The sequence below is a fragment of the Mycolicibacterium novocastrense genome (assembly GCF_001499835.1).
Taxonomy (GTDB): domain Bacteria; phylum Actinomycetota; class Actinomycetes; order Mycobacteriales; family Mycobacteriaceae; genus Mycobacterium; species Mycobacterium novocastrense.
In genome coordinates this window covers 111,966-126,986 of record NZ_LQIH01000010.1, presented here as the reverse complement: position 1 = coordinate 126,986, position 15,021 = coordinate 111,966, and the positions used below count along the sequence as shown (strand labels likewise).

Here is a 15,021-nt window from a genome sequence, read left to right as displayed (position 1 = left end):
AAAACAGGGCATGGCAAAAAACAACAACAAACAAAAACCACCAAACACACTATTGAGTTCTCAAACAACACACCCGCTTTTGGGGCAACCCTGCCAGTCTATACCGATCTGGACAGAGACGTCAAACCCCGTCCTCCAGTCCGATTGGCCTGGGGCCGTGGGCTTCTCACAAGAGGATACGCCAGTCGGAGACAAACCCCAAAACAGGCTCCCGAGACGGGATTGACGCGCGCGGCAACCGTGCGCGGATCAGCTGACGCGCTCGATTTCAGCGCCCAGACTCTTGAGATTCTCGACGAACAGCGGATAGCCGCGGTCGATGTGGAAGACGTCGTGGACCTCGGTGTCGCCGTCGGCGACCAGCCCCGCCAGCACGAGCCCGGCGCCGGCCCGGATATCCGACGACCAGACTGGCGCACTGGAGAGCTGCGAGATGCCCCGGACCACCGCGTGATGGCCGTCGGTCCTGGCATCGGCGCCCAGCCGCACCATCTCCTCGACGAATCGGAACCGCGCCTCGAACACGTTCTCCGTGATCATCGACGTGCCGTCGGCAATCGACGCCAAGGCGATCGCCATCGGCTGCAGGTCCGTCGGAAAGCCGGGAAAGGGCAGCGTTGCGACGTTCACCGCCTTGGGACGCTCGTACTGGACCACCCGGAACCCGTCGTCGGATTGCGTCACGGTCGCCCCGGCGTCGTGCAGCTTGTGCAGTACCAGCTGCAGATGCTGCGGGTCGACGCCGGTCACCGAGATGTCGCCATGCGTCATCGCGGCGGCGATCCCCCACGTCGCGGCCACGATTCGGTCGCCGATCACCCGATGCTCGGTGGGATAGAGCCGGTCCACGCCGGTGATCGTCATGGTCGGCGTGCCCGCGCCGGAGATCTGGGCGCCCATCTGGTTGAGCATCGCGCAGAGATCGACGACGTCGGGTTCACGCGCGGCGTTGTGGATGGTCGTGACACCCTCGGCGACGACGGCGGCCATCAGGATGTTCTCCGTCGCCCCGACCGAGGGAAACTCCAGCTGGATCTCGGCGCCGCGGAGGTGGTCGGCCTCGGCCACCACGCAGCCGTGCTCGATGTTGCACCGCGCCCCCAATTGACGAAGGCCGGCTTGGTGCATGTCCAACGGCCGGGAGCCGATCGCGTCCCCTCCAGGCAGCGCGACCTTGGCCCGTTTACAGCGGCCGACGAGCGGGCCCAAGACGCAGACCGAGGCACGGAACTGCCGCACGGCGGCAAAGTCGGCGTCATACTTGGGTTCGTCGGGCGAGGTGATCCGAACGACGTCACCGTTCAGTTCGACAGTCGCCCCGAGACCTCGGAGCACCTCGGCCATCAGCGGTACATCGAGGATGTCCGGACAATTCGTGATCGTGCTGGTGCCTTCTGCCAACAAGGTCGCGGCCATCAGCTTCAACACGCTGTTCTTTGCTCCCCCGACGGCAACTTCGCCAGATAACCGGTTCCCGCCGGTCACCACGAATCGCTCGCTCACGCGGGTTAGTCTAAACAGCGCCGCGGGCCATGTCAGTTTCCTCGGCTACGGGTCCGGTACGGTTTGACCATGGCGGTTCATCTAACCCGGATATACACGCGTACGGGCGATGACGGCACCACGGGCTTGAGCGATTTCAGTAGGGTGTCAAAGAATGACGCCCGCCTCGTGGCGTATGCCGATTGCGACGAAGTCAACGCCGCCATCGGCGTTGCCATCGCCTTGGGAAACCCCGACGAGCAAATGTCGAAGGTACTCAAGCAGATTCAGAACGACCTCTTCGACGCGGGCGCTGATCTGTCGACTCCGGTGGTCGAGAAGCCCGAACACCCGCCGCTGCGGATCACCCAAAGCTATATCGACCGGCTGGAAGCCTGGTGCGACGAGTTCAACGAATCGCTGCCCGCGCTGAATTCGTTTGTGCTGCCCGGCGGTACTCCCCTGTCCGCATTACTGCATGTGGCTCGTACGGTTGCCCGGCGCGCCGAACGATCCGCCTGGGCAGCGGTCGAGTCTCACGGCGATTCAATCACCGTGTTGCCTGCGAAATACCTGAACAGGCTGTCGGATCTGCTCTTCATCCTGTCCCGGGTCGCCAATCCGCACGGCGACGTGCTCTGGCAACCGGGCGGATGAGCGCTCGCGGCAAGACCGAACAGCGGACTCCGAAAACGGATTAGAAGCTTCGGCGTCGCGCGCGAGGCGACGGCCGGGACTCCAACCAGGACAGAAACGCCGTCAGCGCACCACGATCCAGCGCGATCTCGTAGCCACGACGACGTTCGGGGCTGGTGTCACGCAACTCCAGCACCACGATCTCGTCTGTCATGATGTCGAACTCGTCACCGCGCGGACCCCGCCGCGACACGATCTCCAGCCCGCGGCGGCTCAACCGGCGATCCGGCCACCAGCGCAGGCTCGACAACCGGTAGAACCCGGCTTCGCCACCGCGATAACGCATTACACCGTGACGCCAACCTTGACCGCCGACAGCGGGTACATCCCGCAGGATCGCCGCTGTACCGCCCACCTGCCGTAGCTTCCACAGCCGGTAGCACAGCACGATGACCACGAACAGCAGCACGCAGATGAGCGCGACCATGATGAACATGAGCGCGCTCATCGGTTGCCGCTAGTCGAGTTGACCCAGGGCGCGAAGCCTGGCTCGACCCTTTGCCGCAACTGCGGGATCGTCGGATTCGGAGTCCTGCCGCGCACGGTCACCATCGATCTCGGACTCGAGCTCGGCGGACTCCGCAAGGATGATCACGCCTTCACCGGTGACCGACATGAATCCGCCGTCGACGGCGATACGCAGATCCTCTTCGCCCTCTCGCTCGACGCGCACCATGGCGTCGTCGACGAGCTGAGCAACCAACGGGATATGGCGGGGCAGGATGCCGATCTCACCCGCAGTGGTGCGGGTAAACAGGAACGTCGCCTTACCCGACCAGATTTCCCGCTCGACGGCGACAATGTCGACGTCCAAATCCGCCATCGCTATTCGTCCTTGTCGGAATCGTCGCCCTTGCCCGCGTCACCGTTCGAGTCGGTCTGAGCCGGGGCGCCGTCACCGCCGCCGGCGTCCATCTTGGCGCCGAGGCTTTCCGCCTTCTTCTCCAGATCCTCGAGACCACCGATGAGGAAGAACGCCTGCTCCGGCAGATGGTCGAAGTCGCCCTTGGTCAGCTTGTCGAACGCCTCGATGGTCTCCTTCAGGGGAACCGTCGAGCCGGGCTGACCGGTGAACTGCTCGGCCGCCATCATGTTCTGCGACAAGAAGCGCTCGATCCGGCGGGCCCGCTGCACCAGCTGCTTGTCCTCTTCGGCCAACTCGTCGATACCGAGGATCGCGATGATGTCCTGAAGGTCCTTGTAGCGCTGCAGGATTCGGATGACCTCTTGCGCGACGCGGTAGTGCTCGTCGCCGACGACGCTCGGGTCGAGGATCGTCGAGCTGGAGGCCAGCGGGTCCACCGCCGGGAAGATGCCCTTGGAGAACACCGACCGGCTCAGCTCCGTCGTGGCGTCGAGGTGCGCGAACGTCGTCGCGGGCGCCGGGTCGGTGTAGTCGTCGGCGGGCACGTACACGGCCTGCATCGAGGTGATCGAGTGACCACGGGTCGAGGTGATGCGCTCCTGCAGCTCACCCATCTCGTCGGCCAGCGTCGGCTGGTAACCCACGGCGGAAGGCATGCGGCCCAGCAGCGTCGAAACCTCCGAACCCGCCTGGGTGAACCGGAAGATGTTGTCGATGAACAGCAGCACGTCCTGGCCCTGCTCATCGCGGAAGAACTCGGCCATCGTCAACGCGGACAACGCCACTCGCATACGCGTGCCGGGCGGCTCGTCCATCTGACCGAACACCAGCGCGGTGTCCTTGAGCACGTCGGCGTCGGCGAGCTCGACCCACAGGTCGTTGCCCTCACGGGTGCGCTCCCCCACGCCGGCGAACACCGAGGTGCCGCCGAAGTTGCGGGCGATGCGGTTGATCATCTCCTGGATCAACACGGTCTTGCCGACGCCGGCGCCGCCGAACAGTGCGATCTTGCCACCGCGGACGTACGGGGTCAGCAGGTCGACGACCTTCAGGCCCGTCTCCAGCATCTCGGTCTTGGGCTCGAGCTGGTCGAACGCCGGCGGCTTGCGGTGAATCGACCAGCGGTCGAAATCCTTGCCGTAGCCGGGCTCGTCGAGGCAGTCGCCCAGCGCGTTGAACACGTGGCCCTTGACGCCGTCGCCGACGGGCACCGAGATCGAGCTGCCGGTGTCGGTCACCTCGACACCACGCACCAGGCCGTCGGTGGGCTGCATCGAGATGCAGCGCACGAGGTTGTCGCCGAGGTGTTGGGCGACCTCGAGGGTCAGCGTCTTCGCCAGGTCCTTGTATCCGATTTCGACGTGCAGCGCGTTGAACAGTTCCGGCACGGAATCGCGCGGGAACTCAACGTCGACGACGGGGCCGGTGACACGTACGACGCGGCCCGCGGTGTCGGTGCTGGTCGCTTTTTCAGCAGTAGCAGTCATTGTCTTCTTCGCTTTCTGGGGCTACTTCTTGGCGGCGTCCGCAAGCGCGTTCGCGCCACCGACGATTTCGCTGATTTCCTGGGTGATCTGAGATTGCCGCTCGCGGTTGGCCATCAGGGTCAGATCCTTGATGAGATCGTCGGCGTTGTCGGTTGCCGACTTCATGGCGCGTCGGCGAGAAGCCGACTCCGACGCCGCCGCCTCGAGCAGCGCGGCGAAGATGCGGGTGGAGATGTAGCGCGGCAACAGGGCGCCGAAGAGCGTCTCGGCGTCCGGCTCGAAAGAGAACAACGTGTGCAGACCGGTGTCCTCTTCGCTGTACTCCACCTCCATCGGCGCGATCCGGCGTGCGATCGCCGACTGCGACAACATCGACTTGAATTCGGTGAAGACGATGTGCAGTTCGTCGACGCCGAGAACATTGTCGGCCCCGGGATCGTCGCCTTCGTCGTCCATCCCGGCTGTGAACGCGTCGACCAGCGTGCTCGCGATCTCCTGCGCGTTTTCGTAGTCGGGGCGCTCCGAAAAGCCCGTCCACGACTGTTGGATGTCCCAGTTACGGAAGCTGTAGTAGCCGAGAGCTTTTCGGCCCACCACGTACAGGACCGGTTCCTTGCCCTCCGAACGAAGAAGCGAAAACAGCTCCTCGGACCGCCGGAAGATGTTCGCGTTGTACGCGCCGGCCAGACCCCGGTCCGAGGACACCACCAACACGGCAGCCCGCCGAGGGTTCTCACGCGGGACGAGCAGCGGGTGATCCAGTGCGCTCGCACTCGCGAGTTCGGTGAGCATGTTCGTGATCTCGCGGTCGTAGGGCCGAGCCGCCTCGACTCGGGCCTGCGCCTTGGCGATGCGCGACGTCGCGATCAGCTCCTGGGCTTTGGTGATCTTCTTGATCGAGCCCGCGGAGCGGATGCGGCCGCGCAATTCGCGCAGTGTGGCAGCCATCTGTGTTCAGGCCTTACTTCTTCTTCGGTGCGGGCTTGCGAACCTTCACCGATTCCTTTTCGACGTCTTCTTCGTCCATCGCCTCGACATGCTCGTCGGGCACGACCGAGCTGCCGTCGGTGGTGGCGAAGCCCTTCTTGAAGTCGTTGACGACCTTCTCGAGCTTCTCCTCCAGCTCCTCGGAAAGCTTCTTGCTCTCCCGGATCTCCTTGAGGATGCCCTCCTGCGACCCCTTCACGTGGTCGAGGAATTCCCGCTCGAACTTCTGAACGTCTTCGACGGGAACGGAATCCAGGTGACCCCTGGTGCCGAGGAAGATCGCGACCACCTGTTCCTCGACTGGCATCGGGCTGCTCTGCGGTTGCTTGAGCAACTCGACGAGCCGGGCGCCGCGATCCAGCTGCGCCTTCGACGTCTCGTCCAGATCGGAGGCGAACGCGGCGAACGACTCGAGTTCGCGGTACTGCGACAGGTCCAGACGCAGCGAGCCGGCCACCTCTTTCATTGCCTTGATCTGCGCGGCACCACCGACGCGCGACACCGACACACCGACGTTGATCGCCGGGCGCACACCCTGGTTGAACAGGTCGGTCTCCAGGAAGCACTGACCGTCGGTGATCGAGATGACGTTGGTCGGGATGTACGCCGAGATGTCGTTGGCCTTGGTCTCGATGATCGGCAGACCGGTCAGCGAGCCGCCGCCGAGCTCGTCGGAGAGCTTCGCGCAGCGCTCCAGCAGGCGCGAGTGCAGGTAGAACACGTCGCCCGGGTATGCCTCACGGCCCGGCGGGCGGCGCAGCAACAGCGAGATCGCGCGGTACGCCTCGGCCTGCTTGGTCAGGTCGTCGAACACGATCAGCACGTGCTTGCCGTCATACATCCAGTGCTGAGCGATGGACGAACCCGTGTACGGCGCAAGCCATTTGAAGCCGGCCGAGTCGGATGCCGGCGCGGCGACGATGGTCGTGTACTCCATCGCGCCGCCCTCTTCGAGGGTCTGCCGCACGCTGGCGATCGTGGTGCCCTTCTGGCCGATCGCCACGTACACGCAGCGGACCTGCTGATCGGGATCGCCGGTCTCCCAGTTCTGCCGCTGGTTGAGGATGGTGTCCACGCACACCGCGGTCTTCCCGGTTTTGCGGTCGCCGATGATCAGCTGGCGCTGTCCACGACCGATCGGGGTCTGCGAGTCGATGGCCTTGATACCCGTCTGCAGCGGCTCGCTCACGCCCTGGCGCTGCACCACCGACGGCGCCTGAAGCTCGAGGGCGCGACGTTCGGTCGTCTCGATCTCGCCGCGGCCGTCGATCGGCTGGCCCAGCGGATTGACCACGCGACCGAGGAAGCCGTCACCCACCGGCACCGAGAGCACCTCGCCGGTGCGCTTCACCTGCTGGCCTTCTTCGATCTTCTCGAAGTCACCGAGGATGACGGCGCCGATGCTGTGCTCGTCGAGGTTCAGCGCCACGCCCAGTACGCCACCGGGGAACTCCAGCAGCTCCTGGGTCATCACCGACGGGAGACCCTCGACGTGAGCGATGCCGTCGCCTGCGTCGATGACGGTGCCGATCTCTTCGCGCTCGGTGTCCGCCTCAAAGCCGGAGACATACTCCTCGATCGCGCCCTGGATCTCATCCGCCGAGATCGTCAACTCTGCCATGTTGTTCTGTCTTCCTACTTCGTGTGGGTCTCGTGTGGTGGGGGTCAGTCGGGTAAGCGGGTCTCGGCCGCCGCCAGCTTCGACGCCAGCGAACCGTCGATCACCTCGTCGCCGACGGCGATCGTCAAGCCGCCGAGCAGTTCGGGGTTCACGTCAAGCTGGATCGACACCGGACGACCGTAGATACGGGCGAGGAGTTCGGTGAGCCGCCGGCTTTGGGCGTCGCTGAGCTCGGCGGCCGCGCGAACCTGCGCGACGACTTCACCGCGTCGCGAGACGGCAAGATTTGCGAGTTCGCGAACGGCCTCGTCGGCGCGCTCCCCGTGCAGTAGATCGAGCGTCTGACGCAGCAGGTCGGCGGTGTTCTTGCTGGCCCGGCGTCCAAGTACGTTGTTCAGCAATCCAATTCGGCCCTCGAGCGGGGCGGTGTACTCGCCCAGCAGCGAGATCAGGCGGGGCTCGGAATCGAGGATGCGGCTGAACCGGAACAGCTGGTCTTCGACGTCCTCGATCTGTCCCTCTCCCTCGGCCCGCACCAGAAGGGCCAGCCGGGCCAGGTGCTGGATGCTGTGAATCAGATCCGACGTGGCCGACCAGCGCTGCGACACAGCGGTTTTGATGAGGTCGAGCGCGGGGTCCGAGACCTTCCCCGAGAGCAGCCGCTCGACGAGCCGAACCTTGGGCTCATCAGCGCTCGAGGGATCGGCCAGATGCCGGGAGAGCACGGGCTCGCGGCGCAACAGTTTCGACGTCGACGCCAGATCGTCGGCCACCCGCGTCAGTGCGTCCGCATCCAAACCGTTGGCCGCCCCGTCGAACCGCTCGACCAGCTGACCAAGAGAGTCGCGGCTGGCGGCCCGAAGCTTCGCCGTGACGACGTCGGTGAACGTCGTCGTCGACGGGGCCATCTCGTCGAGCTCGGCCAGGAAGCGGTCGACCGTCGCGGCCTGTTCGGCACCATCGGACACGAAGTCGCGCACGATATCGCCGGCCCGCTGCACCGATTCGGCGCCCAGGCTTTGCCGCAGCTCGCGGACGAGCTGCTGACGCAGGAGCTGGACTTGTTGCGCCCCTAGCGTTTTGATGCGTTCCAGCTCGACGTCGGCCTGTGCGCGCAGCTGCTCGGCGATGATTTCGGCATCCTTGCGGGCCTCTTCGATCACCTCCGCAGCCTCGGCCTTGGCCTGTTCCAGGGCCTTTGCGTGCTCGGTATCGGCGTCGGCCACCTTCTTCTCGGCCTCGGCGTGCTCGGCCAGTTGGTTACGGACCGTCTCCTGCTGCGTCCTCATCATGTTGCGCACCGGCGGCACAACGTATCTGACGACCACGAACACAATGATGGCGAAGCCGATGAACTGCCCGATGAAGGTCGACATTCGTCAGCGCTCCCGTCCTGTCGCGACCGGCACCGTGCGCGTCGCCACGTCGACGCCGAGCACCCGACTCGCGAGGTTGGCAGCCAACGTCTCCACCGACGACTGAAGATCGGCCGTCAGAGCCCGCGACTGCTGTGTGAGCTGCTCGTTCGCCTGTTGCAGAAGTGTCGACACCTCAGCGTTGGCGCGAGCCCGCGCGTCGTCGACGATCTTGCGACCCTCAGCACGGGCTTCCTCACGGACCGTCGTCGCCTCGCGGCGGGCATCCGCCATCACGTTGCGATAGTCGGCGTCCGCGGCAGCCCGCAACTGGGCTGCCCGTTTGTTGTCCTCGGCCGTCTTGTACACCATCGCTTCGCGCTCGTGCAGGACCCGGGAAATCGGGGGCACGACCCACTTGGCGATCACTCCGAGCACGATCAAAAAGATCAGCAGCACGAAGATGAAGGTGCCGTTGGGGATGAGGAAGTTGCTTTGACCGCCTCCCTCAGCCGCCAACAGAACGACGTTCGAGTCAACCATGACCGGCTTTAACCCCCGACCGGCGTGGCGAACACGAACAGCGCCATGAACGCCAGGTTGATGAAGTACATGGCCTCCACCAGACCCACCGTGATGAAGAACGGGACGAACAGACGACCCTGAGCTTCCGGCTGGCGGGCTACGCCGTTGACCAGAGCGCTACCGACGACACCGTCGCCGATCGCGGCACCGATGGCGCCGCCGCCCAGAAGAAGTCCACCGCCGATGAGCGCTCCGGCAGCGATAGTGGGATCCATTCCTTATCCTCCTTGATATCTGGTAGCAGTCCTACCAGGTGGTTTTGTCGAGCATTTCCGCGTGGTCAGTGATGTTCGTCCTCAAGTTCCATCGACTGGCCGAAGTACAAGATCGTCAGCAGTGCGAAGATGAACGCCTGGATGGCGCCGATGAACAATTCGAACATTTTCCACAGGGCGTTCGGCGCCCACAGGATGTAGGCCGGGAACAACGCGATGATCGTGACCATGATGCCGCCGGCGAAGACGTTGCCGAAAAGTCGGAGGGACAACGAGACTGGCTTGGCGAGCTCCTCCACGAGGTTGATCGGGGCGAGGAACGCCACGTGTCCCTTGAGCAGTCGCACCGGGTGGCCGATCGGACCCCGGCGCCAGAACCCGGCGGCGTGGTAGCAGAAGAACACGAACAGGCCGAGCGCCACAACGAAGTTGATGTCGGAGGCGGCGGGTTTGAGCAGTTCGTGGATACCGGTCTCATCGCTGTACTGCCACGGGAAGACCGACAGCCAGTTCGCGATCAGGATGTAGACGAACAGCGTCACAGCCAGAGGCAGCACGAACGGCGCGATCTTCATACCGATCGCGGACTCGACCTGGTTACGCACCTGCACGGTGATGGCTTCCCAGAAGAGCTGCACTCCGCTGGGCACACCCGTCGATGTCACCTTCGCGCGCAGGTAGAACGCCAGCGCCAGCACGATCACAGCGGCGATCGACGCGGAGAGCAACGTATCGGTGTTGACAGTCAGCCCAAACCAATTGGCCTCGGTATGCGTGCCGACGTGAATTCCGGAGTCGGCGGCGAGGATGGTTTCGGTCATTACTGGGCGGCCTCCCCTTGGGGTCCAACGGTGTCAGTCGGGCTGCCTGCGCGCAGCTTCCGCGCGACGGGCACTGCAGTTGAGAACACGAGCAGCATCTGGAACAACGCCATTCCGAAGACCACGCCCAGTCCCTCGGGACGGAACACGAATGCGATCACCAGTCCGATCACCGTCAGGACCATCAAGCGGATCGCGGAATTCACGGCCATCTTGCTCTTCAGTGGATGAGCGTGGGCGGTGATCCGCAGGGCGGATCGTCGTACCAGGATTGCGTTGAACAGGCCGAGGCCCAGGCCGATGCCGAAGAAGATTCCGACCATCGGGTGGCCCAGCAGGGCGGTCGCCACCGTGGCGAGCACCGTCAGCACGAGGCAGATCACCGAGAGCCGCAACGGGCGGAACGCAACGGATGGCAACACCAATGGCGCATCTTGCGCTGGCGTCGTCACAACTTCACCTCAATTCGCGGTTCCCGCTGGCTGCCCCGATGATTTGCGTGCGTGGCGCCCTGAGCGTATCGGAGGGCGTTTGGCTCGCTGGAATCACCCACGGGGCAGCTCCCTTTGTCGGTCGTGGTTCCGTTCCAATCGGTGGTGTACCGATGGTCCGGGGGCCGGCAACCCGCGAGGTTTTTTCGGGTTCTGAATGCACCCTAACACATGGTGGGAGGCATAAAAGGGGGTCTACTACTTTTCGTCGTACATCGGCTGGAATTGGCCGTTTCGCCGACGGAGAAGAGGGATCAAAGTGACGACGACGGCGACCAGAATCGCGGCCAGCATGACGGCTCCGCTGTAACGCGGATCGAAGAAGATGGTGCTGGCCGCGCCGAAGCAGACGATGCTCACCCATAGATAGATCACCAGGACCACGCGCCGATGCGAATGGCCGATCTGGAGCAACCGGTGATGCAGGTGCATCTTGTCCGGTGTCGTGAAGTGCACGCCGGCGCGGGTACGCCGGATGATCGCCAGCAGGGTGTCGAGGGCGGGCACGAACATGACCGCGACCACGAGCAGGAACGGCGACAGCAGCGCGAAGACGTCACGCACCCCGTAGGCGGTCTGCGAGATGGGACCGGCGGCCGTGGTTGCCGCCGCCGCGAGCATCAGGCCGATCAGCATCGACCCGGAGTCACCCATGAAGATCTTGGCGGGGTGGAAGTTGTGCGGCAGAAATCCGAGGCACACTCCGGCCAGCACCACGGAGATCACCGCGGGCGGATAGAACAGGACGTCGCCGCCGTGGTCGCGCAGCAGCCCCACCGAGAAGATGCAGATCGCGGATGCGGTGATCAGCCCGAGGCCGGCCGCGAGCCCGTCGAGACCGTCGATGAAATTCATCGCATTGACGATCGAGACCGTCAGCGCCAGCGTCAGCAGAATCGACGACACCTGATCCAGGACGATGGTGCCGACGCCGCCGATCGGGATGTAGAGCACGCTCCACGCCACCCCCATCGTGACGAGCACACTGGCCGCGGTGATCTGGCCGGCGAACTTGGTCAGGGAGTCCAAGCCCCAGCGGTCGTCGATCAGGCCGACGACCATGATCAGGCCACCGGCGACGACGACCGCGGGCATGCCCGTCGAGTAGACGAACCCCCGCGTCAGCGCCGGCAGTTGGGAGGCCAGCAGGACCGCGAACGCGACGCCGATGTACATCGCAAGCCCACCCATTCGCGGGATCGGTTGCGCGTGCACATCTCGGTCGCGCGGGATCGCGACGGCCCCGAAGCGACGCGCCAGGACCCTCACCCATCCGGTCGCGAAGTAGGTGATGATTGCCGCCGTCAGTCCGACCAGCGCGAGCTCCCGGATCGGTACGCCCGCACCGCGATCGTTGAGTGCCAGCAGCGTGTCGGTGGCATAGACCACCGATGAACCGTACTGCACGAAAGCCAATCTCAGTCCGTCAAAGTCGTCGGCTCGACACCCAGCACCGTCGCGATCGCCTCGACATCGACCGGGCCTTCGCGTAACACGCGCGGATGCGCGCCGGTGAGGTCGACGATCGTCGACGCCGCCTGCCGCTCGGATGGCCCGGCTTCCAGATACACCTCGACCTGCTCGCCCAGTTGTTCGCGCGCCGCTTCCGCGGTGACGGCCGGGGGGCGTCCGGAGACGTTGGCACTCGAGACCGCCATCGGTCCGACCGCGCGTAGCAGTTCGATGGCCACCGGATGCAACGGCATACGCAGCATCACGGTTCCGTGTGCGTCGCCGAGGTCCCAATGCAGCGACGGCGCCTGGCGCACCACCAAGCTCAGTGCCCCCGGCCAGAAGGCGCGGATGAGCTCGCGTGCGCTGGCGGGCACGTTGTAGACCAGGCCTTCGATCGTGTGCCATGAGCCGACGAGGACGGGCACCGGCATGTCGCGGCCGCGCCCTTTGGCGGCGAGCAGGGCGGCGACGGCTTCTCCGTCGAATGCGTCGGCGCCGACGCCGTACACGGTGTCCGTCGGCAACACGACCAGGCGGCCGCCCTTGAGCGCGCTGATCGCCGACGCGATTCCGGTGTCACGCTGGTCGGCGTCGGAGCAGTCGAACAACTGACTCATGCCGCGGATCCTCCTTCGGAAGTCCTTCGTGCGGTCACGAACCGCGGCCGCCCGGCGAGATCGCGCCGCGCGGTGATGTCATCGAAACGCGGTGATCGGCGGAAACATTCGACGGTGCTTTCCGAGGTCGTGTCGTCGTGTTCGACGGCCACGAGCCCGCCGGTGCGCAGCCACCGACCCGCGAGACCGGAGATCGCCTCGATCACCCGCATCCCGTCGGGTCCCCCGAACAATGCGTGGGCCGGATCGTGTTCGGCCACTTCGGGTTCGAGCTGCGCACCGTCGGGAATGTAGGGCGGGTTCGCGACGACGAGGTCGACCGCACGGTCGAGTTCGGGCAGCAGTGCGGGTTCGGTCACGTCGGCGCAGACGATCTCGACGGCCGTGCCGGCCAAATTGCGTCGCGCGTATTCGAGCGCCGCGTCGGAGTCCTCGACGGCGATGATGCGCGCGTCGGGCCGGCCCTTCCACAGCGCGAGTGACAGCGCACCGCTGCCTGTGCACAGGTCGACGATCACCGGGGCGTCGGGCAACCGTTGTGCCAGAGCCCATTCCAGCAGGGCTTCGGTCTCAGGACGCGGGATGAACACGCCGGGGCCGACGTGCACGTCGACCGGTCCGAACGCGGCGGTGCCGACCAGGTGCTGCAGCGGGATGCGTTGGGCGCGCCGCGCGATGAGGCTGTCGTATCGTTCGGCGAACTCCGGGCCGGCCTCGGTGAACCGCAGACGGCCCCGGTCCACCCCCAACACGTGCGCGGCCAGCAGTTCGGCGTCGACGCGCGGTGCGGCGACACCCGCTTCGGCCAGCGCCGTCGCAGCGGCGTCGATGGTCTGGCTCAGCGTGGTGGGTGCCGGCGCCGGGCTGGGCCGGATCATGTGGCCTGCAGTCTCGCTTGCTTGTCGGCGGCGGCCAGCGCGTCGAACAGGTCGTCGAGCTCGCCGTCGAGCACCTGGTCGAGGTTGTGCGCCTTGAAGTTGATCCGGTGGTCGGCGATCCGGTTCTCCGGGAAGTTGTAGGTGCGGATGCGTTCGCTGCGGTCGACCGTACGAATCTGGCTGGCGCGGTCGGCCGAAGCGTCTGCCTGCGCCTGCTCCTCGGCCACCGCCTGCAAGCGCGCCGCGAGCACCTGCATCGCACGGGCCTTGTTCTGCAGCTGCGACCGCTCGTTCTGACAGGTGACGACGATGCCCGTGGGCAGGTGGGTGATGCGCACGGCGGAGTCGGTGGTGTTGACGCCCTGGCCGCCCTTGCCCGACGACCGATAGACGTCGACGCGCAGATCCGATTCGTCGATCTGCACCTCTTCGACCTCTTCGGGCTCGGGATAAACGAGCACGCCGGCCGCGGAGGTGTGCACGCGGCCCTGGGACTCGGTGACGGGGACCCGCTGGACGCGATGCACGCCGCCTTCGAATTTCAGCCGCGACCACACGCCGTCGGCGGAGTCGCCCTTGCTGCGGATGGACAGTGTGGCGTCCTTATAGCCGCCGAGATCGGAGAAGGTCTCGTCGAGCACGGTGACGGTCCAACCGTGGCGCTCGGCGTAACGGATGTACATGCGGGCGAGGTCGGCGGCGAACAGCGCGGATTCCTCGCCGCCCTCCCCCGACTTGACCTCCAGGACGATGTCGTCGGCGTCGTGCGGGTCGCGGGGCGCCAGCAGGTCGGTCAGCTGGGTGTCGAGTTGCTCGACGGTGGCCACCAGCTCGTCGACCTCGGCCGCGAACGACGGGTCGTCGGCCGCCAGCTCCCGTGCGGCCTCCAGGTCGCCGCGGGCGGCCTCGAGCTTGCGGTACGTCGCGACGATGGGCGACACCTGCGCGAACCGCCTGCCCACCTTGCGGGCGCGAGCGGCGTCGGCATGCAGGTCCGGATCGCTGAGTTGGCGTTCGAGGTCGGCATGCTCGGCCAGCAGCGTGTCGATCGCGCCTCCGGGCTGAGCCGGGGTTTCCGCGCGAGCCATGTCGACCTCCTCTCCGTAGCTACTCGCGAACGCAAACCGGCGCCCGGCCTGGCCGCTGATGCGGCAGAACGGGCGCCGGAACGGAAGCTACTTGTCGGCAGCCTTGTCCTTGCGCTTGCCGTAGCGCTTCTCGAAGCGCGCCACCCGGCCGCCGCTGTCGAGGATCTTCTGCTTGCCGGTGTAGAAGGGGTGGCATTGCGAGCAGACCTCGACGTGGATCTGTCCGCTCTGCTTGGTGCTCCGGGTGGTGAACGTGTTGCCACAACCGCAGTGCACGGTGGTCTCTACGTAATCGGGGTGAATACCCGTTTTCATGGTTTCCTCTTCGATCGTGCCCCGGGTCGCCCCTCCGTGCTGGAGGTGACGGGCGTGAACCGG

At 65.5% G+C, this 15,021-nt stretch carries 17 protein-coding genes; 1 reads left to right on the top strand and 16 read right to left on the bottom strand.

Annotation, left to right across the window (positions count from 1 at the left end; all coding sequences use genetic code 11):
- Nucleotides 1-249: 249 nt before the first annotated feature.
- Nucleotides 250-1,503 (bottom strand): UDP-N-acetylglucosamine 1-carboxyvinyltransferase, encoded by a 1,254-nt coding sequence (murA, locus tag AU072_RS09750; RefSeq protein ID WP_064403877.1) that lies wholly within the window; start codon nt 1,501-1,503, stop codon nt 250-252.
- Between the two features lie 69 nt (nt 1,504-1,572).
- Here murA and AU072_RS09745 point away from each other — a divergent pair, with 69 nt between their 5' ends.
- Nucleotides 1,573-2,139 carry a cob(I)yrinic acid a,c-diamide adenosyltransferase gene (locus AU072_RS09745; RefSeq protein ID WP_064413589.1) on the top strand — a complete coding sequence of 189 codons (567 nt, stop codon included), beginning with the start codon at nt 1,573-1,575 and terminating at the stop codon, nt 2,137-2,139.
- 40 nt (nt 2,140-2,179) lie between these two features.
- On the opposite strand, the gene AU072_RS09740 is transcribed toward AU072_RS09745, so the two are convergent.
- The 15 genes from AU072_RS09740 to rpmE form a co-directional block, all read right to left on the bottom strand.
- Complete coding sequence (locus AU072_RS09740; protein ID WP_064403879.1) at nt 2,180-2,626, bottom strand: DUF2550 domain-containing protein; 447 nt, start codon at nt 2,624-2,626, stop codon at nt 2,180-2,182.
- Nucleotides 2,627-2,635: 9 nt separating this feature from the next.
- A complete protein-coding gene (locus AU072_RS09735; protein ID WP_064347140.1) occupies nt 2,636-3,001 on the bottom strand; it encodes a F0F1 ATP synthase subunit epsilon in 366 nt (121 codons plus the stop codon).
- A 2-nt stretch (nt 3,002-3,003) separates the two neighbouring features.
- Complete coding sequence (atpD, locus tag AU072_RS09730; RefSeq protein WP_064413588.1) at nt 3,004-4,530, bottom strand: F0F1 ATP synthase subunit beta; 1,527 nt, start codon at nt 4,528-4,530, stop codon at nt 3,004-3,006.
- A gap of 21 nt (nt 4,531-4,551) precedes the next feature.
- The gene (locus AU072_RS09725) at nt 4,552-5,478 is read right to left on the bottom strand and encodes a F0F1 ATP synthase subunit gamma (RefSeq protein WP_064413587.1); all 927 of its coding nucleotides are present in this window, start codon (nt 5,476-5,478) and stop codon (nt 4,552-4,554) included.
- Between the two features lie 13 nt (nt 5,479-5,491).
- Nucleotides 5,492-7,138: a F0F1 ATP synthase subunit alpha gene (gene atpA / locus AU072_RS09720; protein WP_064403882.1), complete on the bottom strand. Its 1,647-nt coding sequence runs from the start codon at nt 7,136-7,138 to the stop codon at nt 5,492-5,494.
- Nucleotides 7,139-7,182: 44 nt separating this feature from the next.
- Nucleotides 7,183-8,514, bottom strand: coding sequence for a F0F1 ATP synthase subunit B/delta (locus tag AU072_RS09715; RefSeq protein WP_064413586.1), 1,332 nt, complete (start codon nt 8,512-8,514; stop codon nt 7,183-7,185).
- Between the two features lie 3 nt (nt 8,515-8,517).
- A complete protein-coding gene (locus AU072_RS09710) occupies nt 8,518-9,036 on the bottom strand; it encodes a F0F1 ATP synthase subunit B (RefSeq protein WP_064413585.1) in 519 nt (172 codons plus the stop codon).
- Between the two features lie 8 nt (nt 9,037-9,044).
- Complete coding sequence (locus AU072_RS09705) at nt 9,045-9,293, bottom strand: F0F1 ATP synthase subunit C (protein WP_064347125.1); 249 nt, start codon at nt 9,291-9,293, stop codon at nt 9,045-9,047.
- A gap of 65 nt (nt 9,294-9,358) precedes the next feature.
- The gene (gene atpB / locus AU072_RS09700) at nt 9,359-10,114 is read right to left on the bottom strand and encodes a F0F1 ATP synthase subunit A (protein WP_064347117.1); all 756 of its coding nucleotides are present in this window, start codon (nt 10,112-10,114) and stop codon (nt 9,359-9,361) included.
- Entirely contained in the window at nt 10,114-10,566 is a 453-nt protein-coding gene (locus AU072_RS09695) for an ATP synthase subunit I (protein ID WP_064413584.1), read from the bottom strand. The genes atpB and AU072_RS09695 overlap by 1 nt, the downstream gene beginning before the upstream one ends.
- A 237-nt stretch (nt 10,567-10,803) precedes the next feature.
- Complete coding sequence (locus AU072_RS09690) at nt 10,804-12,012, bottom strand: glycosyltransferase family 4 protein (RefSeq protein ID WP_064413602.1); 1,209 nt, start codon at nt 12,010-12,012, stop codon at nt 10,804-10,806.
- Between the two features lie 11 nt (nt 12,013-12,023).
- A complete protein-coding gene (locus AU072_RS09685) occupies nt 12,024-12,677 on the bottom strand; it encodes an L-threonylcarbamoyladenylate synthase (RefSeq protein WP_064413583.1) in 654 nt (217 codons plus the stop codon).
- Nucleotides 12,674-13,555, bottom strand: coding sequence for a peptide chain release factor N(5)-glutamine methyltransferase (gene prmC / locus AU072_RS09680; protein WP_064413582.1), 882 nt, complete (start codon nt 13,553-13,555; stop codon nt 12,674-12,676). The genes AU072_RS09685 and prmC overlap by 4 nt, the downstream gene beginning before the upstream one ends.
- Entirely contained in the window at nt 13,552-14,643 is a 1,092-nt protein-coding gene (gene prfA, locus AU072_RS09675; protein ID WP_064413581.1) for a peptide chain release factor 1, read from the bottom strand. Before prfA ends, prmC begins: the two co-directional genes overlap by 4 nt.
- 87 nt (nt 14,644-14,730) lie before the next feature.
- The gene (rpmE, locus tag AU072_RS09670; RefSeq protein ID WP_064347106.1) at nt 14,731-14,958 is read right to left on the bottom strand and encodes a 50S ribosomal protein L31; all 228 of its coding nucleotides are present in this window, start codon (nt 14,956-14,958) and stop codon (nt 14,731-14,733) included.
- Nucleotides 14,959-15,021 lie beyond the last annotated feature (63 nt).

Excerpts from the sequence above, each read along its gene's own strand:
- prmC (WP_064413582.1), bottom strand. The coding sequence starts at position 13,555 with ATGATCCGGCCCAGCCCGGCGCCGGCACCCACCACGCTGAGCCAGACC.
- AU072_RS09705 (WP_064347125.1), bottom strand. The coding sequence starts at position 9,293 with ATGGATCCCACTATCGCTGCCGGAGCGCTCATCGGCGGTGGACTTCTT.
- AU072_RS09725 (WP_064413587.1), bottom strand. The coding sequence starts at position 5,478 with ATGGCTGCCACACTGCGCGAATTGCGCGGCCGCATCCGCTCCGCGGGC.
- AU072_RS09685 (WP_064413583.1), bottom strand. The coding sequence starts at position 12,677 with ATGAGTCAGTTGTTCGACTGCTCCGACGCCGACCAGCGTGACACCGGA.
- AU072_RS09735 (WP_064347140.1), bottom strand. The coding sequence starts at position 3,001 with ATGGCGGATTTGGACGTCGACATTGTCGCCGTCGAGCGGGAAATCTGG.
- atpD (WP_064413588.1), bottom strand. The coding sequence starts at position 4,530 with ATGACTGCTACTGCTGAAAAAGCGACCAGCACCGACACCGCGGGCCGC.
- AU072_RS09710 (WP_064413585.1), bottom strand. The coding sequence starts at position 9,036 with ATGGTTGACTCGAACGTCGTTCTGTTGGCGGCTGAGGGAGGCGGTCAA.
- AU072_RS09745 (WP_064413589.1), top strand. The coding sequence starts at position 1,573 with ATGGCGGTTCATCTAACCCGGATATACACGCGTACGGGCGATGACGGC.
- AU072_RS09715 (WP_064413586.1), bottom strand. The coding sequence starts at position 8,514 with ATGTCGACCTTCATCGGGCAGTTCATCGGCTTCGCCATCATTGTGTTC.
- atpB (WP_064347117.1), bottom strand. The coding sequence starts at position 10,114 with ATGACCGAAACCATCCTCGCCGCCGACTCCGGAATTCACGTCGGCACG.
- rpmE (WP_064347106.1), bottom strand. The coding sequence starts at position 14,958 with ATGAAAACGGGTATTCACCCCGATTACGTAGAGACCACCGTGCACTGC.
- prfA (WP_064413581.1), bottom strand. The coding sequence starts at position 14,643 with ATGGCTCGCGCGGAAACCCCGGCTCAGCCCGGAGGCGCGATCGACACG.
- atpA (WP_064403882.1), bottom strand. The coding sequence starts at position 7,138 with ATGGCAGAGTTGACGATCTCGGCGGATGAGATCCAGGGCGCGATCGAG.
- AU072_RS09740 (WP_064403879.1), bottom strand. The coding sequence starts at position 2,626 with ATGAGCGCGCTCATGTTCATCATGGTCGCGCTCATCTGCGTGCTGCTG.